This is a genomic window from Kribbella sp. NPDC004536, assembly GCF_042873835.1.
Classification (GTDB): Bacteria; Actinomycetota; Actinomycetes; order Propionibacteriales; family Kribbellaceae; genus Kribbella.
In genome coordinates this window covers 3011365-3034338 of sequence record NZ_JBIALY010000001.1, presented here as the reverse complement: position 1 = coordinate 3034338, position 22974 = coordinate 3011365, and the positions used below count along the sequence as shown (strand labels likewise).

Annotated in this window: 14 protein-coding genes; 5 read left to right on the top strand and 9 right to left on the bottom strand. The window is 69.2% G+C overall.

Features of this window, described 5'->3' with window-relative positions; all coding sequences use genetic code 11:
• Positions 1 to 486: transposase (locus ACFYRU_RS14940; protein WP_387657959.1), on the top strand; the 486-nt coding region annotated here is incomplete at its 5' end.
• 207 nt (positions 487 to 693) lie between these two features.
• On the opposite strand, the gene ACFYRU_RS14935 is transcribed toward ACFYRU_RS14940, so the two are convergent.
• Entirely contained in the window at positions 694 to 1299 is a 606-nt protein-coding gene (locus ACFYRU_RS14935) for a flavin reductase family protein (RefSeq protein WP_387657956.1), read from the bottom strand.
• Between the two features lie 66 nt (positions 1300 to 1365).
• On the opposite strand from ACFYRU_RS14935, the gene ACFYRU_RS14930 reads away from it, so the two are divergent.
• Entirely contained in the window at positions 1366 to 2043 is a 678-nt protein-coding gene (locus ACFYRU_RS14930) for an ArsR/SmtB family transcription factor (RefSeq protein ID WP_387657953.1), read from the top strand.
• A 63-nt stretch (positions 2044 to 2106) separates the two neighbouring features.
• A complete protein-coding gene (locus ACFYRU_RS14925; RefSeq protein WP_387657952.1) occupies positions 2107 to 2346 on the top strand; it encodes a hypothetical protein in 240 nt (79 codons plus the stop codon).
• A 332-nt stretch (positions 2347 to 2678) separates the two neighbouring features.
• Here ACFYRU_RS14925 and ACFYRU_RS14920 read toward each other — a convergent pair whose 3' ends face one another.
• The 5 genes from ACFYRU_RS14920 to ACFYRU_RS14900 form a co-directional block, all read right to left on the bottom strand.
• On the bottom strand, positions 2679 to 3341 hold the full coding sequence (locus ACFYRU_RS14920; protein WP_387657949.1) for an anti-sigma factor family protein: 663 nt from the start codon (positions 3339 to 3341) through the stop codon (positions 2679 to 2681).
• Entirely contained in the window at positions 3338 to 3847 is a 510-nt protein-coding gene (locus ACFYRU_RS14915) for a sigma-70 family RNA polymerase sigma factor (protein WP_387657946.1), read from the bottom strand. The genes ACFYRU_RS14920 and ACFYRU_RS14915 overlap by 4 nt, the downstream gene beginning before the upstream one ends.
• 26 nt (positions 3848 to 3873) lie before the next feature.
• A complete protein-coding gene (locus ACFYRU_RS14910; RefSeq protein ID WP_387657943.1) occupies positions 3874 to 4281 on the bottom strand; it encodes a DoxX family protein in 408 nt (135 codons plus the stop codon).
• A gap of 67 nt (positions 4282 to 4348) precedes the next feature.
• Positions 4349 to 5176, bottom strand: coding sequence for a hypothetical protein (locus ACFYRU_RS14905; protein WP_387657941.1), 828 nt, complete (start codon positions 5174 to 5176; stop codon positions 4349 to 4351).
• Positions 5177 to 5239: 63 nt separating this feature from the next.
• Entirely contained in the window at positions 5240 to 5659 is a 420-nt protein-coding gene (locus ACFYRU_RS14900) for a MarR family winged helix-turn-helix transcriptional regulator (RefSeq protein WP_387657938.1), read from the bottom strand.
• A gap of 51 nt (positions 5660 to 5710) precedes the next feature.
• Between ACFYRU_RS14900 and ACFYRU_RS14895 the strand changes: the two genes are divergently transcribed.
• A complete protein-coding gene (locus tag ACFYRU_RS14895; RefSeq protein ID WP_387657935.1) occupies positions 5711 to 6304 on the top strand; it encodes a TIGR03086 family metal-binding protein in 594 nt (197 codons plus the stop codon).
• On the opposite strand, the gene ACFYRU_RS14890 is transcribed toward ACFYRU_RS14895, so the two are convergent.
• Genes ACFYRU_RS14890 through ACFYRU_RS14880 form a run of 3 tightly spaced genes read right to left on the bottom strand, consistent with a single transcriptional unit; the run spans position 6271 to position 21666 of the window.
• Positions 6271 to 20961 carry a hypothetical protein gene (locus tag ACFYRU_RS14890; RefSeq protein WP_387657933.1) on the bottom strand — a complete coding sequence of 4897 codons (14691 nt, stop codon included), beginning with the start codon at positions 20959 to 20961 and terminating at the stop codon, positions 6271 to 6273. The two genes, ACFYRU_RS14895 and ACFYRU_RS14890, sit on opposite strands and share 34 nt — an antisense overlap.
• Before the next feature lies 1 nt (position 20962).
• Positions 20963 to 21343 (bottom strand): hypothetical protein, encoded by a 381-nt coding sequence (locus ACFYRU_RS14885; RefSeq protein ID WP_387657930.1) that lies wholly within the window; start codon positions 21341 to 21343, stop codon positions 20963 to 20965.
• The gene (locus ACFYRU_RS14880) at positions 21340 to 21666 is read right to left on the bottom strand and encodes a YbaB/EbfC family nucleoid-associated protein (RefSeq protein WP_387657927.1); all 327 of its coding nucleotides are present in this window, start codon (positions 21664 to 21666) and stop codon (positions 21340 to 21342) included. Before ACFYRU_RS14880 ends, ACFYRU_RS14885 begins: the two co-directional genes overlap by 4 nt.
• A 101-nt stretch (positions 21667 to 21767) precedes the next feature.
• On the opposite strand from ACFYRU_RS14880, the gene mycP reads away from it, so the two are divergent.
• Complete coding sequence (gene mycP, locus ACFYRU_RS14875) at positions 21768 to 22952, top strand: type VII secretion-associated serine protease mycosin (protein WP_387658133.1); 1185 nt, start codon at positions 21768 to 21770, stop codon at positions 22950 to 22952.
• Positions 22953 to 22974: the final 22 nt, after the last annotated feature.

Genomic DNA, 22974 nt, shown 5'->3' with positions numbered 1-22974 from the left:
AAAACCGCGCTGCGTTCACTGGCACGCCGCTACACAGCCGCCCAAGAAGACATCGCCGAGCTCGACACACTCATCACCACGCTGATCGAAACCATCAACCCCGCACTCCTCGACCTGCCCGGAGTCGGCCCCGAGATCGCCGGGCAACTCCTGGTCACCGCCGGCCCCAACCCCGAACGGATCCACTCCGAAGCCGCTTTCGCGATGCTCTGCGGCGTCGCCCCCATCCCCGCCTCCTCCGGCCAAACACAACGCCACCGCCTCAACCGCGGCGGCGACCGGCAAGCCAACAAAGCCCTCTACATGATCGCCATCAACCGGCTCCGATACGACCCCCGCACCCAGGCCTACACCACCAAACGCACCACCCAAGGACTCTCCAAGAAAGACATCATCCGCTGCCTCAAACGACTCATCGCCCGCCAGATCTACTACACCCTCCAACACCCCAAACCCACCCCGAACCAGCAGCCAACCGCCGCTTGACATCCATAGGAGCATCCACCCGCGGCTTCACGGACCATGCCCGCCTAGTAGTCACGCGCGAGCGGCAGCTCGCCGGCGGCAGCCGGCAACTCCCCGGCGCAAGCCGGAAACTACCGGCGGCAACCCGGGGGTTGGGTGGGGTGTGCGGAGCGGGTGGGAGGGAGCGGAGCGACCGGAGTTCCCGCGGGAGCACGCGCAGGGGTTCTCTTAGTTTCTTGGGGTTTCGGTTCGGAAGGATTCTCCTAGTTCGTCGCCTAGGCCGCAGTAGTGGCGGAAGTTGTAGATGAGGGGGGACCAGGCGGCGGGGTCCACGTGGGACGTGCCGGGGATTACCAGGTGGGGGGCGGCGTGGACTCGTAGGACTTCGGCCTGGGCTATCAGGAAGTTGCCTTTGGCATCTAAGGCGGCGCTGGTGACGGTGGCTTCGAACTGGAGGGGGCATTCGGCGACGCGGGGTGGGGTGACCAGGTCCGACGGCGTGGGGGTCAGCCCGGCGGACGAGAACTTCGAGCGGTTGTGGTGGAAACGGGCTTGCTTGTGCGGCGGGACGGGGTTGGCGGCGGTGAGCGGGGCGAGGCGTTCGACGGCCCGCCACAGGTCAGGCGACGGATAGTTGATGACCAGCTCGGGCCGCGTCTGCAGGTTCAGAGCGGTCTGGCCGCCGACGCCTACGCCCAGTACGACCACGTTGCCCAGTGCCCAAGCCGAAGACATCGGCGCGAGGTTGACGGTGCCGTCCTCGTTGAGCGTCGTGAGCAGCGCGACGGGCGTTCCGACGTACAGGATGGAAGGTTCGATCGTCAGATGGGTCACATGGATCGACGGTAGGTACGGGACCGTTCGGCGGGGGCCTAACTGTCGGCACGGCATGATGGCGGTATGACTGCCGAGGGCGAGGAGCTGGCCGGCTGGGCCCGGATGCTGGCGGACGGGACCCGGGCGACGGTGTGTCTGGCGTTGCTGGACGGGCGGGCCTGGACGGCGTCGGAGTTGGCGAAGGTGGCGAAGGTGTCCCGCCCGACGATCAGCGAGCACCTCAACCTGTTGGTCGCGGGCGGGCTGTTGAGCGAGGTACGGCAAGGCCGGCATCGGTACGTGAAGCTGGCAGGACCCGATACCGCCGAACTGCTCGAAGGGCTGGCTGCACTCGCGCCGCGGCGGACCGAGCTGGCGAACAGTCTGTCGGCCGTCAGTAAGCGGGACGCGTTCGCGCGGGCCCGGACCTGCTACGACCACCTGGCCGGAAAACTCGGTGTGGCGGTTGCCGACGCGATGACGGAACGCGGCCTGATCGACTGGTCCGAGGGGATCGCGCTGACGCCGGAAGGCCAAGCCTGGTTGAAGGATCTCGGCATCGAGCTCGACGTACGGCGGGGCCGCGCGGCCGTACGGTCCTGCCTGGACGTGACAGAGCGGCGGCCGCATCTGGCCGGCGCGGTCGGCACCGCGCTGTGCAAGCACGCCCTCGACAACGGGTGGGTCACGCGCATACCGGGCGGGCGGGCGCTGAAGGTCAACGGCGCCGTACAAGCGTTTGGACTCGAGTCCGGAGTCTGAGAACTCTGTGTCGGAACACGCTTTCAAGAGGCGCCGCGACCGGTTTGCACCTAGCCTTCGGCCATGACTGAGTTCGAGCCCGGCACCGATCTGGTGTCCCGACTCCCTCTGCCCAGCCACGTCGTCGTCCAGGTGGACGGCAAGTGGCATCGCGGCTGGCTGATCGGCCGCGACCACGAGGAATCGGGATGGACCGCTCTGGTGCAGTACGAGGGCGACGACGGCTCCGAGCGGACGGAACGCCTGCCGGCGGACCGGATCGCGCTGCCGCCGTCGGAAGGCCCGACTGAGCAAGCGTCCTAGGGAGAGGGAGCGCTGCAGCAAAGGCCCCCCGGGTGGGCATCACCGGGGGGCCTTTGCATGTAACGCTGCCGGCGCCTCATAAGCAGTCGAGAATCCCGGCCCAGGCCCTTCGGGCGGACGACCTGGGACGGGATTCTCAAGTGGCGTTACACACGGTGTATCGCTGGTGACGTGCCGAGTGTTACAACTTCGGCGGAACTTTCTTTCCAGCAGATCACGACGTACGGCGACCCCGGTGCACGTCCCTGAACACCGGGGTCTCGAGCGGCGGCCTCTCGAGCGATCGCCGTTCTTGACCCTCTGGTGCCCCAACTCGCCGTGCGCATTCATGTTCAGAAACGAACTGCCAGCAACACTCGCCCGGTTTCGGAGCTGCGGATGTCGAGCGCCCGGATCTCGTCGCGCTTGAGCTTCGTCGTGGCCGCCGGCTTCACGGTGGTTCCGGGTGCGGACGTCCAGCTCGCGATCAGCTGGACCTTGCCGTTCGTGTCGGTGACGTACAGCTCGTAACCGCGCGAGCGTTCGCTCGGCGTCGCGAGTTCGTCGTACTTGCAGCTGATCTCGATCGTCGTACCCCACGGCTCGGGCACCAGCCGGGCGTCGGCGGACAGCTTGCTCGACACGGTCTGCGACAGCACGACGTAGTCGCCCTTCGGATCGTCGCGGGTCAGCGGGACCATCACGAACGCGCCGATGACGCCGGCCGCGACCGCACCCGCGGTGGCGAGGGCGCCGAACCGGATCCGTCGCCGCCGGCGGTCGCGCTGGACGCTACGGGCCAGCGCGGGCAGGAGGTTGGGCGGCTCGTCGGGGACGGTTGCCAGCGCCCGTTCGGCAGGCAGCGCGGCCAGCATCCCGGGTACGCCGGCCAGGGACGCGACCGCGGCCGAGCAGTCCGCACAGGTGTGCAGGTGTTCCTCGTACGCGTGCCGGTCCTTCGCCGACAGCGCACCGAGCAGGTAGGCCGCGTCCCACTCCCGGTACGGGTCGCTCATTGACTCGTGACCCCCTTCTCCTGCAGTGCGAGCTTCAACGCCCGCAGCCCGTAGTGCAGCCGCGACTTCACGGTGCCCGGCGGGATGCCCAGCTCCTCGGCGATGTCGGTGACGGTACGGCGGCCGTAGTACGCCCGGACGATCACCTGCCGGTGCTCCTCGGACAACTGTGCCAGCGACTCGGCCACCAGCCAGGCGTCGAGTACGGCGTTGGCGTGGTCGGCGCTCGGGTTCTCCGGGAGGTCGTCGCTGGCGACCTCCCGGCTGACCCGGGCGCTGCGCCGGTCGTCGATGACCAGGTTGCGGGCGACGGTGAACAGCCAGGCGCGGGCGCCGGGCTCGTCCTCGGTGAGGATGTTCGGCCGCCGCCAGGCCCGCAGCAGGGTCTCCTGGACGACGTCCTCGGCCAGCCGGTCGTCGCCGGTCAGCCGGACCACGAACCGCCACAGCGCGGGCGCGTGCACGTCGTGCAGCTCACGCAGCAGCGTCGCCCGGTCGTCCGCCATCGGCGCTCCTGCCCTGTCGATCATGCCTACTTGGCTGCGGTGGTCTGCACCGGAATTCTGGCCGCGCGCTCCACCGACCAGGCGCCGTTGCCCAGGAACGCGATCAGCAGGAAGGCGAAGCTGAACAGCGCCGCCAACTCGCCACCATTCTGCACGGGCAGCAAAGCGCCGGCCTGGTGGACGCTGAAGTACGCGTACGCCATCGAGCCGGAGCAGATCAACGCCGCATACCTGGTGCCGAGGCCGACCATCACCAGTGCACCGCCGACGGTCTGGATCAGCGACGCCCACCAGGACGGCCAGACCAGCAGGCCGACCTGCTCGACGCCGAGGACGCCGAACAGCGCCGCGGCGCCATGGGTCGCGAACAGGAAGCCGACGACGATCCGGAAAACGCCGATTCCGTGGTTCTGAAAACGTTCGAGCACCTGCACAGGGCCTCACTCCTCGGGCGGGGTTGGTGTCTGTGCTTGATTCGAACGATTGAACGCTCTACTTGGTTCAACGCTGCGTGATAGGTAGCTCACATAGCGATTCGCTGGTTTTCCGGGTCGCGAATTGGTAGCCGCGAGCGGCGACAGTGAGGCCCACGCCCCAGACGACGTAGGCCGGGACCGCGACCCAGAAGAAGCTGTCCGGCAGCCCGACGTCGCCGTACACAGGCTGCCCGCGGAGCGCGGCGACGATCATCTGGATCAGCCCGACGCCGAAGTACGCCGTGATGCCGCCGCCGATCGCGTACCCGGGCAGCAGCAGGAGCCAGCGCGGGAACGCCCGCCCGATCCGGTGCACGAGCAGGAACGGCAGCAACGTACCCGCGAGCAGGAAGCCGCTTTCGAATGCCAGGAACGACCAGTTCCCGCCGTACGGTGTCGCCCCGAAGCCGACGACCGCCTGCGCACCGAGTCTGGTCAGGCAGCCGACTGCGGCGAGACAGGCACCGGCGGTTGAGATCCACGGCGGCCACGGCGTGGCGGTGGGCTGCTGCGCGCGGGCGAGGAGACCGAGTAGTACGGCGCCGACGATCGCGCCGAGGCGGCTGAGCATGCCGAGCGGGTCGAACGGGATGCCGAGTCCTGGGAGTACGCCGGCCACGACGTCGAGCAGGATGAACCCGGCCGCGGCGAGCCAACCCGCGGCCAGCACCCACAGCACGCGCGGACGGATCCGGACCACGGCGAGTGCGGTGATCACGCAGGCGGCGACCGACGCCCACGATGGGATCAGCAGATCGTCGCCGGGCAGTTTCCACGACGGCGCATGCCCGGTCGCGTACCAGATCCGCAGACCGCCGTACGCCACCGCCCACAGCACCACCGCACGCTTCATACGGCCAGTCTGTTGACGGCAGCAGCCGGTTGGATCACCCGCGCGAGGGAGCGAGCTCCACCCTCAGCGTGAAGCGTGCAACTGCTGTAGCAGCCGGAGGAACGTCTTCCGATCGGCTGCCGGCAGGCCGTCGAGGGTCTGCACCTCGACCGCTTGGATGTCCTTGCGGACGGCGCGCCGCACCTTCCGCCCCTGCGCCGTGATCGAGAGCAGCCGGACGCGGCGGTCGTCCGGGTCCGGGGTGCGCTCGATCAGGCCGGCCCGCTGCAGTTCGTCGAGGGTGCCGATGATCCGCGACTTGTCCGCACCGATCGCCTCCGCGAGCGCCGCCTGCGTCCGCACCGGGGTCTCGTCGAGTGCGTTGAGGACGACGTAACCCCACATCGAGACGTCGTGCGCGGCCAGGATCGGCAGCTCGATCGCGATCAGGTCCCGGACCAGCGGAGCCAGCATCGCCGCCAGATCGGGTCGCTCGGTCGCCATACCGAAAAGGTAGCACTGGCGCAATCATATGCGAGCGCCTACGATATGCGTATGCCTACCGTTGATTACGTCCCGCTGGACGCCGAAGCCGTCCGGACCAGCATCGAGCTCGTCAGCACCGCCACCGACGCCGACCTGTCCAAGCCGACCCCGTGCCGCGCCTGGACCCTCTACGGCCTGCTCGCCCACATGGCCACCCAGCACTACGGGTTCGCGGCCGCCTCCCGCGGCGAGGACGACCCCGCGGTCTGGAAGCTCCGCGACCTCGGCGACAACCCGGTGAAGGCCTACGCCGAGTCCGCCGAGCACGTCCTGGACGCGTTCGCGCAGCCCGGGGTGGCGGAGCGGACGTTCCCGCTCGCCGAGTTCGGCCCGAACGCCGCCTTCCCCGGCGCCCAGGCGATCAGCTTCCACTTCATCGACTACGTCGTCCACAGTTGGGACGTCGCGAAATCCCTCGGTACGACGGCGTCGTTCAGCCCCGAGGTCCTCGAGGCCGCCCACACCGTCGCCCAGATCGTCCCGACCGGCGACGTCCGGCTCGCACCGGGCTCTGCGTTCGCCGCGGACCTCCCGTGGTCCGGCGACGACACTCTCGACAACATCGTCGCCTACCTCGGCCGCAATCCTTCCTGGCGGCGCTGAGCGCACAGCTCGTCGTACTCGTGGCGGTACATGGTCAGGTACGCCGTACCGTCGACGGCGGCGGTGTCCGTGCGGCCGGTGCGGACGCCGCCGTCGCGGCCGAGATGCAGGCGGGCGTACTCCAACAGGTACCGGACTTCGACCTTCACCGTGACGACCGGGCCACGCTCGTACATCGACGTCTCCTTCCGATGGCCCGTCATGTCGTTGACCTTCTCCCCGGCCTGCTCACCGGCGGACGCGCCGACGCCGACACCGACCGCGTTCGACGTACCCACCGACCGCGCGGTGGGCAGCATCCGGGTACTGCTCGTCGTCACCTGCGTGGTCCGCTGCTGCCGGTCGATCTGGGCGAGCTGCGTCGTGTCGTCGGCGACCAGTTGCATGCCGGACACTTCGGCTCGCACCTGGACGGCGACCATCCGCGATCGGTGGCCGGGCACCGGCAGCCGCACCAGCGGGTAGCCGTCGGGTGTGGCGATCCGCTCGAACGCGGCCATCCGGGTCGCCGCCGACAGCGCGTTCTCCAGCGTGTTCCGGTGCAGGAGAACGCCGGCCTTGGTCAGCATGTCCGGCCTGCTCAGGCGCTCGTGGACCGTCTCGAACAGAGTCGGCGCCGTCGTCCCTTCGGCGACCGTTCCGCGCGGCAACGTCACTGTTCGCCGGTCGGCCGGGCCTTGTTCGGGGGTCGGGTCGATCACCGACGGCGGGACGAGCAGGGTCAGCTCGCCGGTCAGGTTCCGGCTGGTCGCGTCGTCGATCTGGATCGTCATGTTGAAGCCGCGCGAGACCCGCTTGGTCGGTTCCCACAAGGCTCGGGTGATCCGGGTGTTCTGCTCGGTGCTGGACGCGGTGGTCGACGTACTGCGGTCCGTTCCGACGCTCCCGTCGCGCGGCGCGTCCGTGGTGAACGATCCCCCGGCGTTGCCGCCGTACGTCCTGGTCCTCGTAATGCTTCGGCTCTGCTCGAGGTAGTTGTAGATCTGCAGGATCGTGAGCGCGTTGGCGTTCGCGTCGCCGCGCATCGTGATCGGGCCTTCGTACTTCAGGTTGATCCGCACCGTGACCTGGCGACCGCCGGCGGTCGGGTACTCCGTGACGAAACCGCGCGGGCTGATCAGGTCGTCGACGTGTCCGTGCCAGCGGAGTCCTGCGAGGTCACCGCGGAGTCCGGCTGTCAGGACAGGATCCTCGAGCGCCTGATCGTCGAGGGCCGCGAGCACCTCGCGATAGAGGTCGGTCTCGTGGCCGTCGGGGTCCTGGACCGACGACTCGTCGATCATCGCGGCACCCATCGTCGTCGTGTAGAACTGCGGCAGTTTCACCTCGACGTGCTGTTCGGCCAGGTACTTGGCGGCGGGCAGCAGCACGTCGAGCGTCGAGAAGGCCCCGGCGGTGAGTCCGACCAGCTTCCGCACGACCGGCGCCACCGAATTGTGCTGCGTGTCGGCCGCATACCGGGTCAGGACCGAAACCGCTGTCCGCTTGTCGAGCTCGAGCTTTCCGTCGCGCAGGCGTTCGACGACCTCGGCAACCTTTGCGGCCGGGAGAGCAAGCTTTCCGCGCCCGTAGAGCCGCAGGACATCGCGTTCCGGGATCGTCAGCATGACGGTGCCGTCCGGGAGCTCCACTTTCTCGGCGCCTTGCAGTTGGGCGGTGAGGGCGAGGCCGGCGACGAACTGGTAGTGCTGGCCGGTCCGGATGACGAGTCGTTCCACGCCGTTGATCTGCGTCTCGGTCCGGTTGTCCGACCGGCTGGTGGAACCGCTACCGGTCAGCGAGCCGCTGTACGACGTTCCGCCCGGCTGGATCGTGCCGTCGCCGCCGTTCACCAGCACACTCCCGCCGGCCGACGTACCGGTGCTGATCGTCGTGCTGCCCAGCGTCAGGTTGATCTCGCCGTTCACGGGGTTTCCGAAACCGATGTACTCGAGATTCCGCAGTGTCGAGGTGACCGTCAACCGGGCGCGGCCGCTGGTGATGCCGCGCTGCACGATCGCTTGCTTGGGATTCGACGGCACCGGGGTCACCAGCAGGCTGGTCCGGTACGGCGCAACCAGTAGCTCGGGTCGCGCCGCCAGGTTGCGTGGGTTGAGGAACGCGCTCAGGTGGTGCAACGCCGAACTGTCGGCACGCGCGAGCTGCGGAAGAACGCGAATCAGCCGCGCCACCGGGTTTCCGGCATCGATCGCCTGGAAGGTTGCTGACCGCAACAGCAGGGGATCGACGTCGCCGTCGATCGACATCGCCGGATCGGCACCGGTCGGACAGAACTCACTGTCGACGGAGAGCCGGGCGCTGCCTTCCGCTTCGGCGATCGGTGTCGACTCGTCGGTCAGTTCGGTGACGACGAGGTTGTGCGCGACCTCGAAGACGGCGACCTTCGCCGTACTCTCCGTCAGCGAGACACGGTTGACCGTACTGCCTGCACCCCAGCTGATGACGCGGCCGAGCGACGTACGGGCGCCGGTCAGGCCGCCTTCGGGGTCTTGGCCGCTGTTCTGGGGCTTGTTGCCGAGCCCGGCTTTGAACTGCCAGGGCAGGCTGTTCGACCAGCTGCCGGAGCGACTGGTGGTGTTCGAGCCGATGTCGAGGTTGACCACGGTCTCACCGGTGGTGAGACCAACGAATTCGGACCTGCCCGGCAGGATCCGGATCCGGTACGTGTGCTGCTCCGGCGAACGGCCGGTGCGGTGCAGGTCGAGCCGGAACAGGATGCCTTCCTGGGCGGCGATGTCGTAGCCGGTCTCCAGGCGATGCCGCGACAGTTGCTGCGTCACCCGTTCGAGGTTCGCGAGCTGGCTCGCGGCGAGGACCGGGTCCTTGCCGCCGAGATCGCCCCTCGGGATCAGGCCCTTCCCGGTCAGATGCTCGAGGAACTGCTTCAGGACCTTGTCGGCGCCGGTCAGCTCCTGCACGAGCGCCGGACCCGCGCCGCGGATCCGGTTCATCCAGACCGGGAGTTCGAGCGGCTGCTCCTGCGGTTGCGGATCGCCGCGGAGCACCAGCCGCTTGTCCTTGCCGCACGTCGGTTGCCCGTCGTCGCCGCGGACGATCGCGGCCGCCGGTACGGGTACGCCGTACCGGAACGCCTCGTTCTCGGGCATCCGCAGTACGGCGTCGCCTCCGGTCGTCAGCGTGAAGGTGTCGCGCTTGTCGACCCGGTGGATCGTGAGGCGGTGCTCGAGACGGAGCTTCAGCCCGATGGTCGGCTGGACCCGTTGGACGCTCGGGTGGATCGCCACGTCCCCGGTGTTCACCGAGACGTCGTGGCCGGTGCTGCGGCCTACCTTCCCGCTCGGGCCGAGATCCCAGGGTGAACCGTGCAGGTCATGTATCGGCATTCCGTCCGCCGAGATCGCGTACGAGTCGCCGGCCGATCGGGTCACGCCTCCGGACGTACCGGAGAAGCCGACGCGGAGACGCTCGATCTTGTGGTCCTTCGAGCTGTCGCCGAGCAGCGTGACCTGCTCCCACACTGCGGTGGTTTCCAGTTGGGCGTACGCGACGACCCGGCCACCGCTGGTGATCGGCCGCGTCAGCCCGCCGGGCCGGGTCGCCTCGGCCAGGCGACCGGGGGCGTCCTCGGTGAGCAGGCCGCGCAACTGGTCGTGGCCGATCCGGTCCAGCCGCCCCAGTCGTTGCCGTAGGCCCGTAATCGCGCGGTCGGCCAGTTCGGTCAGGCCGTCGACCCGGGAGGCGACGTGTTCCGGAAGGTCGGTGTTACGTTGTCCGCCGGTTTCCGCGATCGTCACGGTGTCCGTCGGCGGGCCGACCGTGTACGCGTGGCTGATGCCGAGATCGAGCGTGTCCGTCGTGCCGGCCACCACGTGCGGCTCCGACCAGGCGCCGACGGCCGACGTACGGATCCGCCAGGACCAGCGCGGTCGGTCGGAGCGGAAGCGGAGGATCTCGCCCTGTATCACCTCGACCGATCCGGGTAGCCCGTACTCGGTCGCGCCGCCGGTCGTGCTCTGACCGAAGTTCTTCGAGTACTCGATGCTCGGCGAGACGATCTGCGCAGCGGCCTTGAGCGGGTTGTGGTCCGGCAGCGCGGACAACACCGGGCCGAGTTTCAGCGACCCGTTGAAACCGTACGACTGAGTGGTCGTCGTGGCGAGGCCGGTGCCGCCTTGGACGAGTTGGCCGAGCTGACCTTCCTCGAACTTCACCGGATGATTCAGGACCTCCCGCAACCGGTTCGGGTCGAGGGTGAGTTCGAACTGGGTGAGCTCGGAAACGTCTGCTCGCGGGTCGTTTCCTACCGTCAGGACGAACCCGCCCGGCGAGAGCAGGGGGCGGGTCTCCGCGCGGAGCATCCGGTGCAGCAGTTCCGGGGTGTAGCGGAACGTGTTTCCTGTTGCGGACAGCGCGTGATTGAGTTCGTCCGCCAGGAGTGTCAGATGTGGGAGGTCGCCGGAGACGATTGCCGTCTGCAGAACGTCCTTCGAGGGCAGGCTTTCAGCGAGACGCTGCTCGTACAGGGCTTCGGCTTGCTTCGCGGTCACCAGCGTCGCGGCGTTCGGGTTGTCGCGGAACGTCTGCCAGGCTTCGCGTGCGCGATCACCTTCGCGCGCTGCCGTCGTACAGGCCGCGGCGATCACGATGTGACGGTCGTTGCCTGCGGCACCGGTCTCCGTACGTGCGGCGGCTCGGGTGATCAGCTCGGTTTGCTCGCGCTGGATCGCGTTGACGCGCATCAGCGCGTATGTCGGCCAGTCGATCGGGATCTGCTTCTGCTGGAGCAGGCGGGCGGGAACAGCACGGGCCTGATCGGCCGTCAGAGTCCGGAGGAATTCGACGCGCGCCTTGAGGGCGTTGGCAGGCTTGCGTTCGGCGGCGGAGACCACGTCGGCGGCGATGTCGGTGAGGAGCTTGCCGACCGTGGCGTGCGCGCGGATCTGCTGCAGGGACAACGGGCCGTACCGGCCGGCGGTCGACAGGTGGATCCGGGCGGCGATCAGCGCGGCGTCTTCCGATTCAGCGCTCGGCTTGTGGTGCAGGCCCGGCGCCCAGGTCAGGTCGCTGAGGTTGCGGGCGTGGATCGGGTCGTGGTGGAGGACGGAGTCGCTGACCGGTCGGTCTTGTGGGCCGCCGAGCCGGATGTGCGGGTCGACGCCGAGCTTGTGGAGGGCATCGGCGTACTGGGTCAGCGTGGTCGAGATCGCTACCAGTACGCCGCTCAGCTCGTGGAGTTCGGTCGGTTCGCCGTTGTCGTAGCGCTTGAGCAGCCGTTGGCGTTCGGCGTCGAGGCCGGCGAGTTTGTTCAGCAGGCGGCTGAGTTCGGCGGAGCCGTGGTCGTCACGGCGTTCGGAATCGACGAACAGACTGAGTTCGGTGCTGGGAGCGGGGCGGGTACGGGGTGTTCTGCCGGCGATCGCATCCGCGATGTGGCCGATCTCTTGGGCGGCGTCGGCGGCAGCAGCGCGTTCGCGGTCGAGCTCGTCGGCGGCGCGTTGCTCGGCGCCGCGGTCGCGTTCGGCGAGGTCGGCCTTGACGCGCATGCGGCGGCGCAGGTACCTCGCGTAGAACGTGACGGGCTGGAAGGCGCCGGCCGCGGCGGCTTGCCACAGGTAGACCGGGTCGAGGTGGAAGCTCTCCACCATCCACGCCGCGACGCCGACTCCGGAGCCGGCGATCGCCGCGGCGCCAACGGCGTACCAGCGCCGGTTCGTGGTGGCTTCGCGGTCGGAGTGCAGTACCGGCGACCAGGGCGGGAGCGCGGGGATCGCCATTGTTCGCTGGGGTTCCGCGGTCAGGAGCTGGTCCAGTTGGGCCAGGAGCGGGTCGTTGATCTCGTCGGCCCGCGCCTGCACCTCGATGCGGAGCAGCTCCAGCCAGTTGTGCATCCGCCGGTCGAACGCGTGCCGGTTCGCTTCGGCGTGGAAGGCTTCGACGATGCCGGATACGGCGCCGATGGTTCCTAGGCGGGCGAGGGCTTCCAGCACGGCGGCTGTCGAGGTGGCGAGCTGTTGCTGTACGTAGACGCTGGTGACGCGGTGCGCCATCGGTACGACGCCGAGCAGGAGTTCTCGTACGGCGAAGTAGCGCTTGGCCGGAATCACGCCGCGGCCGGTGTGATCGGTCGGCGCCTCGAAGGCGAAGCTTGCCTTGGGCATCGGCTTTCCGAGTTGCTCGGCCAGAGCCTCCAGGCGGACGAGGTAGTCTGCCGTACTCCGCAACTCGTCGACCAACTGCCGCCAGCTCCGCCATTGGTAGTCGCGGGTACGGCGCTCGTCGTCGAGAGTCGCCTGATGCCGGGCGAACAGGTACTGCGCCGACCCGACCACCGCCACGGCCAGCCCGATCGTCGCCCCGACCACGACCGGCGAAACCACCATCGCCATCGGAATGGCAGCCGCCGCCACCGGAACAGAACTCCGCAACGGAAACATCCACCACGGCGTCGTCAGCGCGGGCACTTTCGTCTCCGGAACCCCCAACTCCCCCCGCCGCACAACCGGGCCGGTGGTCTGAAGGTGTTTATGGGCGGTGTGGATGGCGTTGGTGAGGGTTGCTCGTTGGGGGGCTCGGGTGGATTCGTCGAGGGTTCGGCGGTAGGTGCGGCGAGCGGACTTGACGACTTCTTCGCGGGCTTCGACATATCGGTTGACGACCGTGCGGAACGGGACCGCGACGACCGCGCCGGTGAGGACGGCGGCGGCCAGGCCGACCCGGCCGCTGCCGGCCAGTACGGCGGCGGAGGCGGTGCCGGTCGGAACGGTTTCCAGGAAGCCGAACATCAGGTCGGCGCGCAGGCCGGGGATCGACTTCGCGCCGGCGTCGATGGCGCGGCCGGCTCGCTGGAGGAGGCTCGGCTTGAGCGCATGCACGGCGGCCGCGAGGTCGTGCGGAAGGGCCGCGCGGAGATCTTCGTGCGCGACTACGCCCAATGCGTTGGCGAGCTCGGAGAACTGCCGTGCTGCAGCGCGGCCGTCCTGCTGCAGGAGCCAGCGAAGACGGTCGAACGCTGCTGCCACCGACTGCCGGTCCCTGGGGCTGATCGCGTGCCCGAGCGCATCGGCGTCGAGTCGCCCCAGCTCCGCGGCCTTGTCGGGTCCGTACCAGTTGACGAACTGCCGCAGCAGCGGCTGCTCGCGGAGAACGGTCAACCGACTCACCGAGTGACCCCGCTCCGGCGAGACCTCAGGCTGCTTCGCGAAGTGCTTGAAAAGCCCGTGCACGAACCGATCCACGGCAGGATCAGGCCCACTCGACGGCCGGCTCGCGAGCCTCGGCAGCTGGGTCGGAGTGAAGGCGGCTGGGTCCGTCCAACCGTCTTCCAGCTCGTCGGCCCTCGTCGAGCGGACCTCATGCTGGATGGCGTCGACCCGTCGCTGCAGGGCGGGAGACAGCTGACTGCCCAGTTTGCCGAGATGCTGCAGGAGGAGCCGAAGCTCCCGACGGTGGTGACGCGGCTGCTCGCCCTGCTCGATGCGAGCGACCAGATAGGCGACTTCGGCTTGCCGGCCGGCCAGAGGCACACCCCGGTACGCCGCCACCATCCCCGCGATCGCGTCCGCGAGCGCCCGCCCGACGACCTCGTCGCGTACCTGCGGCGACAAGGTAATAGTTGCCCAGTGCATCGAGTCCGCCGTACGTTCCCACCGGACCGGGCCGGCGTTGGTGAAGTCGCCGGCCACCTTCAGTTCGGCGGTCAGCTCCGCGCCGCCCCAGAAGGTGATCGTCAGCCGATTCGCCGCGATCGCGATCGCCCGGACATCATGGACCACGCCAACGGCCGCGGCGACCTGCGGCAGTGCACGCTCGACGGCGGACCAGACAGCGGCCGGGTTCGGCGTACGGCGTCCGTCACCGCGGAACTCGCTCCGGTGAATGCTCCCTGCACCGCCACGCGGCTGATCCCGATGCACCCGTCGATCACGACCGGTCGAAGCACGCTTCACGTTGTCGAACGCGGTCTGCAGCAGGCGGTCGGTGAGCTGAGTTGTCGCGGCTGCGCCCGGAAGCGGTTCGAGCCCGGTCGAATCGGTCGCGTGGAACATACCGCGCTCGGCCACGGTTCCTTGCAGCTCGACCGCCGGGTAGTAGCCGAGGGCATGCAATCGTCGCACGTACTCGTGGACCTGAAGAACGGTGTCGAGCGTCGCCGCGTCCGCCGCCGCTTCGACTGGTTGCACGGCGAACCCGACGTACCGGGCGCCGTCGATCTCGGTCGTGACCAGCCCGCCCGGAACCGGACCGTACCCGGTGCGAGCGGCGACGTACGCCCGCTCGAGCTCGGCGACCACGCGCTCGCGGGCCGCTGGAGTGTCCGGGTAGAGACTCGTGGCCGGACCATCCGTCGCGGTGGCCCAGTCGTACGACGGCGGCTGCAGGTCGTCCCGTGGCGCCGGGGACGTGCGGGGCTGACCGATCGGGGTGAAGGTGTGCCCGGCCGCCGCCCAGGCGATCCACGCGTCGACGACCTCCAGTGGATTGGTCCTGGACGGCTTGAAGATACCGAGGTCCGCGCCCGGCGGCAGCGGAATCGTGAGCGGGCGGACGCGGCCCACGTCGTACACCCAGAACCGTCCGTCGGCGTCGATGCCGAACTGCAGGTCGCCGATCGTCACGTTGTTGGCGACCATGAACGCGCGGATCTTCAGCAGGCTGTCGAGACTCGCCTGGGTCGCGCGCAGCGCATCCGGCGCGGCGAAGTCCGGGACGCTGACCCAGACGTCGCGACTGATCCGCGGGAAGCGATCGGCGACGAACGCGTCCCGCCCGAACGCGGTGGTGTAATGCACCGGAGCGATGACCTCGGCCGCACCAGGTTTCGCCAGCAGCCCCTCGATCCGGTCGAGCTGGGTGAAGAACGACACCTCGACGGTCGGCAGCGCGATCAGCACGACCTTGTCGTAGAACGCGAACGCCGCCTTCGACCCACCGATCCCGAGCAGCCGGCCGAGGTGCGACTCGAGCTCGATCGGCACGCCGGCCGGATTCTCCTTCGTGTACAGGACGAACGTACCGTCCGGACCGCACTCGACCCGACCGTCGGCCGCGGGAAGTGGCTGCGGGTCTAGCGTTTCCCAGCCGTTCGCTGTACGGATCGTGACGTCGACGCCCATGATGTCCGCCACCCGCTGCGCAAGCTCCCGCGACGCACCGTCGAGCACGATCGAGACACCTTGGTACAGGTCCGTCATCACCGCAAGGTGATGCGGCGTCAGCCGAGCACCCTCGATCTCGAAGTGGTTCCCGTCGGTGGCGGTGACCAGAAAGCGTTTGACCCGGGTTTCCGGCAGCACCGCCGCAAGCGCCTGCTCGTCGGCTGTCCCATTCAGCAGATCGTCGTACGACCTCTCGACGAGACCGGTCGTGAACGCGGGCAGACCCTCACCGTCGTACTTGTCGTCCACCGCCGGCCGAACCCGCGCGATGTTCGGCCCCGGACGCCCGGTCCGGGTACGCACGACGGGCGAGGCGTCGGACACCGGCCGGTTCCGGCGAATCGCGCGGACCAGGTCGCGGATGTACCCGAAGAGCGGTTCGAGTTCGTGCTGGTGGCGCGCGCCGGCGAGACGTTCGTTGCTGATGGCACCGATACGGTGAAGGACAGTACCGAACCTGCCGGCGAGTACGGCATTCCAGGCCTGAACGACGCGGGACGGCACCTCACCTTCGGCCAGTCGGGCGAGGAACTCCTCGGCACGGACATCCGGCGGCTGGTCGGCGTACAACTCCTCGATCTCCGCCGACAACTCCGGGACCAGGCCGCGGAGCTCGTGCACCTCGGCAAGCATCGCGGCACGGTCCTCCGGGCTGAAGAGCCGCCACCCGAAGTGCCCGACCACCTCGTGCCAGACGGTCGCCCGGATATCGTCCGGCGACTGGAGGTCCTGGGCGGACAGGTAGACGACGCCGGTCGCGTCCTCCATCCGGAAGTACCCAGGACGCCGACCGACCGCCGGCGCGATCCCGTGGCCCCGCACCAACTCGAGGTTGTTCGCTCCGACCACGAACCTCAGGGCGAGCTGGTCCGGCAGTCGCATCCCCATGCGGACCAGCTCTACGGCCTGCTCCACGGCCGCCACGGTCATCCCGCCCCGGACGGCCGACGCCTCGAGAAGCCGGGCACGTCCCTCCTCGCGGCGGGCGTTCTCGATCGCGGCCCTGATCAACTGGTCGCGGATGTCAGCGCTCTCGAGCCCGAGTCCGTGATCGGCGCGCGCGATCTGCTGGTACAGCGGGTCGTCGAGCAGTTCCTTGACGTCGGCCAGGTCGATCATCCGGAGGTTCCCGGTCTCGGGATCGACCAGCGGCTGCAGCTCGCCGGCCGAGTGGTAGCCGTCGTCGAGCAGCCGGGCCAGGTACTGGTGCAGTTGCAGCACGGTGTCGAAGGTGACCGCGCGACGGGCGCGTGCGACCTCCTCGACCGCATCCGGCCCGGACGGCTGCGGATCGTGCACCATCGCGCCACGGACCCGGCTCATCGCCATACCGAGGTAGCGCTTGTCGCCCACGTGTGCCCGCACGAGTCCGTACGGCGTCGGTCCGTACCCGGTGCCCGCGGCGGCGACGACTCCGCCGAACTCGTCCGCGATCTCCTGCCGTTGCTGCTCGTCGTTCCGGTCCGGGAACAGCTTGACGATCCACTCGCTGCCGTCGCGCCGGATCGAGTACACACCGGAGTTCTCGTCGAGCGTGACGATCTGTCCGGGCCGGCCGCTGGTGCTCAGCGGTTCCGACACGTCGGGCTCGCCCAGATCGGTCGCGTCGGCCCAGCCGTACGACGACCAGTGCTCCACGGGCACCCGATCCGGCGATCCGGCGATCGGGGCGCCGAGTTCGACGGCCCGGCCGAAGAGATCGTCGTACCGGCGCCAGCCGCGAACCTCGGCAAGCAGTTCCGCGGGTTCGAGCGTGCGTAGGCCAGGGCTTTCGAGAAGCGGCCGCAGACCTTCGATCAGCACCGAGTCGTTACCGGTCAGCTGCTTGATCGCATCGACGACCTGGTCCTGGTCGGCGGCCGAGAGACCTTGGTAGGACGTGGCGTTCTGCAGGACGCCTGGGATATCGGAGGCCGGTTCGTACCCGGTACCGGAATCGCCGGGAACGCGGCGGTTGCGGGCTGTGTCGTCGTGGAGTTCCGGTGTGGGGGCGGTGGTGTGGGTTACGCCGAGGGCGCTGAGCGTGGCCGCTTGGGAGGCCAGTTGGGCGGATTCGACGGCGGTGAGGTATTTGTTGCGGGAGGCAACAGTGGGATTGTCGATGTACGCGGCGGCGGCCTCCAGGGCGTCGGGGTGGCGGCGGAACAGTTCGTCCTGGTGCGATGCGTACAGCGACGCCTCGCCGGGGGCGCCTTGGCGGCCGGCTCGGTTCAGTGCCTGGATGGTGCCGCGCGGGGACTCGGCGTCGTGGAAGCCGACGCGTACGGCGAGTCCGCCGCTGACGGCTTCGCGGCCGTTGCGGCCGGTGAAGACCCGGGCGTCGGCGTCCGGGCGGTCGCCGTACTGGAACGCGTCCGGGGCCAGCTCGATGTCGATGCCGCGGCCCAGCACCTTGTTGCCGATGGTGATCGTGCCGCGTTCGCCGGCCTGCTTCCAGATCCTGCCCATCTCCGCGTCGAACGTACGGTCGGCGATGAACCCGGCCATCCGCTCGGCGTTCACCACCTCGATGCGGACGCCGGGGAGGTCCTTGAGACGTTCGTTCAGCAGTCGCTGGACGAGGGCGACCTCGTCGTTGTGTTCGGTGACGATCGCCTGCGGGCGGCCGGTCGACGGGTCGCCGTTCTTGGCCAGGTCGGCGATGGCCTGGTCCACGATCGCCCGGTACTTCTCCTCGATCGTCGCGAAGTGCTGTGGCGGGCGGGACTCCAGCTTCGGGTCGTTGAACCTGTCGATCTCGACGACCCGGCCGACCTTGTCCTTGCCGTACAGGTCACGGATCGCTTGCTCGGCCTGCTTCGCCGTACCCGACATGCCGCTCACATGCTCGTAGCTGTCGAGCAGCTTGCGGGTCGTCACCGCGTTGGTGTGGGACGGGTCCGCCCGTACCTCCAGGCCGTGCTGTGCTTCGAGGGCTTGCGCGACGTCGGTCCACCGCTGTTCGAGGAGCGTCTCGCGGTCGACCAGCGGTTCACCGGAGTGCTTGCTGACGATCAGTACGGTCTCTTTGTCGCCGATCGTCGCGCGGATGTAGTCGCGGCCTTCGCGTAGTCCCCAACGAGCCTGCGCTGCGTTCTCCAATCGCGTGACCTGCTTGGCGAACTGACGCGCCGCCGGGTCGACGCCGGTCAGCTCGGCGAGCTTCTGGCGACCCTCCGCGGTGAGTTCCGGGCCTTTGCCGTTGATCGGCTCGCCGCGGCTCGTCAGCCCGAGGTCGGCGTGGTCGAACTTGCCGCTGTCGAGGGCCCACTTCGCGAGCATCACCTGGGCTTCGGTCTTCGCCGACGCCTTGCCGGCCGCGCCGGAGCTGTGGGTGTAGCGCTGCGCGGCGAGTTCGACCGCGACGGCGTCGACCTCGTCGACGATCACGTCCTTGCCGGGGACCCGGTGGCCGCGGCCCATCGCCCAGCCGAACGACGCGACGTCGCCGACGTACACGGTCCGGCCGCGGGGCTTTCCGTACCGTACGGCGGGATCGACGTGGATGACGTCGTACCCGAGCGGCTCGAGGACCTTGCGGAACTTCGCGTACGCCTGCGCGGACAGGCTCCGGTTCGAGGTCATGAAGTGGACCGGTCGATCGGCGGCGATCATGCCGAGGGCCACCGCGGCGACGGCCGTCTTGCCTTCACCGGTCCCCATCTGAACGAGCAGATCCTCACGGAGGGCCAGTTCGGCGTGCAGCTGCGTCGACTTGAGCGCGAAGCCCCAGCCGTCTTCGGTGCGGTGGATGAGCTCGTGGATCGACAGCTGGAGCGCCTCGTCGCGGGTCACGTTCTCCCCCAGCGCGTCCTTGAGCACGTCGAGTTTGCCCTCGCTGAGGTGCCGGAGCTCGACCGGGCTGAGGCGCGACATGACGTAGTCGAGCTTCGCGGTCAGGTACGAGAGCCGGTGGGTCTCGGCGGCGAGCTTGGTGGTTGCTACTTCGGCTTCGGCATGCTTGGCCGCGGTCAGTTCCTCGTGCGCGGTCTTGTGGTGCGCTTGTGCTTCGGCCACGCGTTCGCGCAGTTCGACCGCGTGCGAGCTGTCGTCGGCCTTGCCGTGTTTGGATTCGTGCTTCTGGAGTACGCGTTCGGCGGTCTTCAGTTCCTTGTCGGCGTGCTTGGCCGCCTGCTCGGTTTCCTTGACCGCGCGCGCCTTTTCCACGGTGGCTTCGTGGTCGGCGTGCGCCGTGTTCGCGTTTGCCTCCCGGCGCTGGACCTCTTGCCGGTGTTCCTGCCGCTGAGTCCAGTCCTTCACCGCTTCAGGTTTGACGGGCCGGGCGGCGGTCGCCGCCTTTTCCTGCGTGGTTGGTTTGGCAATCTGTTCTGGTGTTTTGGCCGTCGCCGCTTCGGGTGCGGTGGCTACAGCGGCCTGCTGCGTGCTGGCGGCCGCGCCTGTTTCCGTACGTGACTCGGCGCCGGTGCTGTGGGAGTTCGTGTTCGCGACGTTCGTTTCAGCGTGCGACGACTCGAGAGCGGGTTTGACGGGCTGCTGGGGCGGGTCGGGCGGCCGGTGGTCGCCGCCGATGGTCGAGTGGTCGCGGACCGCTGCCACCTCGACGGGTTCGGCATGCGGTGGTATGTCGGTATGCGGGCTGTGGGACCCGCCGCCCAGTACGGCCGCGCCCATCACCGCCGACTTCCAGACCTCCTCGAAGGTGGGCAGCTTGTGCGTGACGACCAGCGAGTTGGCGGCCGGCATGCTCACCGCCATCGACGTGGCACCGGCGGCCCGGCGACCGAGGAACTGCAGTCCGCGCCCGTTCAGCGCGTCCACCTTCCGGGCGGCCAGCCCACCGAGCCGGCCCAGCCCGATGCTGCTCGCGATCGCCAGCGGCGTCGCCACCGCGGCGATCTCGGCGGACTTCTTCGTCTCGTCCCAGTTCCAGCCGTCCTCGTGGGTGCCGTCCGGCCCGGTGCGGCCCGACTGGTTGGTGAGTACGCCGTACGTCTGCGCGATCGTGTTCGGTGCCAGCCCGTACGCGCCCGCGCCCACGGCGGCGAGCGCCAGCCCGCGGACCACCCTGGCCGGGGTGAGCGCCGCCGTCTTCGCGGCCCGCGCGGTGAGTGCGGCGACCGCCTTCTTCATCGCGTTCTTCGCCCCGTTGTGGATGAAGTCCTTCAGCGCCTGGCGGAACGCCTGCCGCATCCCCAGCGAGATCGCCTTGCCGGCCGGGATCGCGAACATCAGGATGCCGATCGCGATCTGCGCGATGATCAGCACCTTGGTCCGGACGATGGTGTCCGCCTGGTCCCGCAGGTACTGCGCGAGGTCCGCGGCTGCCGCCGCGATCGACTCGGCGCCACCGAAGTCCTTGTCGGTGCCGTAGGCAAGTACCTGCGCCGCGAGTGCCCGGCCGGCCTCGCCGTTCCAGGCAGCACCGATCGCCGTCGACGCCTCCCGGCACCCGCCGGCCACGGTCGCCCGCAGTTCGGCGGCGATCGCGTCGTACTGCCGGGCGTACTCGCGGAGCGCGTCCTCGTCGCCCTGCGGCCAGTCGTCCGGGTCGACCCCGACGATCGCGCCGAGGAACTCGACGATCGGATGCCAGATGCTCACCTCAGCGACCCGGTGTCGGGGCGGGCGGCTGCGCGTCGGTCGGCAGCGGTTTGCCGTTCGGTAGCAGGCCGAGGTCGGCGGCGCGGAGCGCGTCCGCGTTATGCCCGTCGACCTGCGCCACCAGGTTGGCGGACGCGGAGACCCCGTCGGAGATGTTCATCAGGCTCTCCTGCAGCGACGTACCGGCGTCGATCAGCGCGGCCGCGCGGGCACTGAAGCCCTGGAAGATCTCGACCCCGGTCTCGTCACCGCCACAGGCCGATGCGACGGCTTCGTGGCTGATCCCGTTCAGTGCATGAGCGAGCGTTGCACCGCTGCTCGACCCGAGCTGCAGCAGCTTCTCGGCCGCCCGGTACACGGCATCCAGGTCGACCTCGGTCATGACAGCCGCTCCGCCAACTCGGCGTACCGGGTGGCCAACTTGGCGGCCATCATCGTACTGGCCTCGGACAGCGTTGCGAGGATCGCGGCGGCCAGACCTTGCGGGTCCTGGGTGCGGAGGACGTCCGGGTCGAACTCGAGCTCGCGGACGTCGCCGTGGGCACCGATCGTGACCTTGATCAGCCGGTCCGGCGAGACCGCGGTCGCGGTGAGCGTGTCGAGCTCGGCCTGGACCGCGTTCATCGCGGACAGCGAGCGTTCGAGCTCGTTGTGCAGGCCGAGCGCGGCCAGTTCCTGGCCGAGTCTGAACTCCGACGGTTCCATGGGACCAGGGTCCGGTCCGGAACGCGATCGTGGTCAGCCCTTGGCCACAAGGGGTCAGAACCCGTGGCCAGATCGGGCCGGGGCCTACCGTCGCGAACGTGATGACTGTCAGAGCTCGCTTGACCGCGATCGCCGCCGTCCTGTTGGTCGCGGGTGGTCCGGCGACTGCGTCCGCCGTACCACCGGCCGGAATGTGTCAGTCCGCCGAACCGGGCGGCACCCCGGTGAACAAGTTGCCCTGGGCACAGACCTGGCTCGCGCCGGAGCGGGTCCCGCCCGGCATCACCGGCCGCGGCGTGACCGTCGCCGTGATCGACTCCGGCGTGGACGCCGATCATCCGCAACTCCGCGGCGCGGTCCTGCCCGGCCGCGACCTCCTCACCCCAGGCGACACCCGGGCGAACTTCGACTGCGTCTCGCACGGTACGGCGGTCGCGAGCATCATCGCGGCCCGTCCGGTCGCGGGGATCGGGTTCCGCGGCATCGCGCCCGGCGCCCGGATCCTGCCGATCCGGGTGAGTGAACGCGATGCCAGCGAACAGCAGGGCGAGGCCGTCGACGCGACGGTGTTCGCCGGCGCGATCCGGTACGCCGTCGACGCCGGCGCCTCGGTCATCAACATCTCGCTGTCGATGTACGTCGACCAGAAGCCTGTCCGCGACGCCGTCCGGTACGCCGAGCAGCACGACGCGCTGATCGTCGCCGCGGCCGGGAACGCCCACGCCCAGCAGGGACCGGATCCGGTCACCTACCCGGCGGCGTACCCGGGCGTCCTCGGCGTCGGCGCGATGACGATCGACGGCAGCCGGCTGCCGAACTCGCAGGTCGGCCCGTACGTCGACATCTCCGCGCCGGGTGGGGGCGTACTCGCGGCGACCCGCGTCCGCGGCCACCGGTACTACGACGGCACCAGCTTCGCGGCGGCGTTCGTGAGCGGTACGGCGGCTCTCGTCCGTTCGGCCGATCCTCGGCTGCCGGCCGCGGCGGTGGCGCAACGACTCATCGCGACGGTGACGCCCGCGGCCGGACCGGCGGATCAGTACGGCGCCGGTGTGGTGAACCCGTACCGCGCGGTGCAGGACGTTATCGCGACGGCGAAGCCCGCGGTACTGCCGCGAGTCCGTCCCGTGAAGGTCGATGCGGCAGCGGAACGGCGTACCGCTGCTTGGGATCGTTCTGTGTCGGACGGTCGCCGGATCGCCTTGCTCGCAGGGGTCCTGGCCTTGCTGGCGCTGGTGGTGGCGGTCGTCGTACCGCTCGGCCGTCGACGCGGCTGGCGCACATGACAAAGCCCGGCCGCGTGGTGGG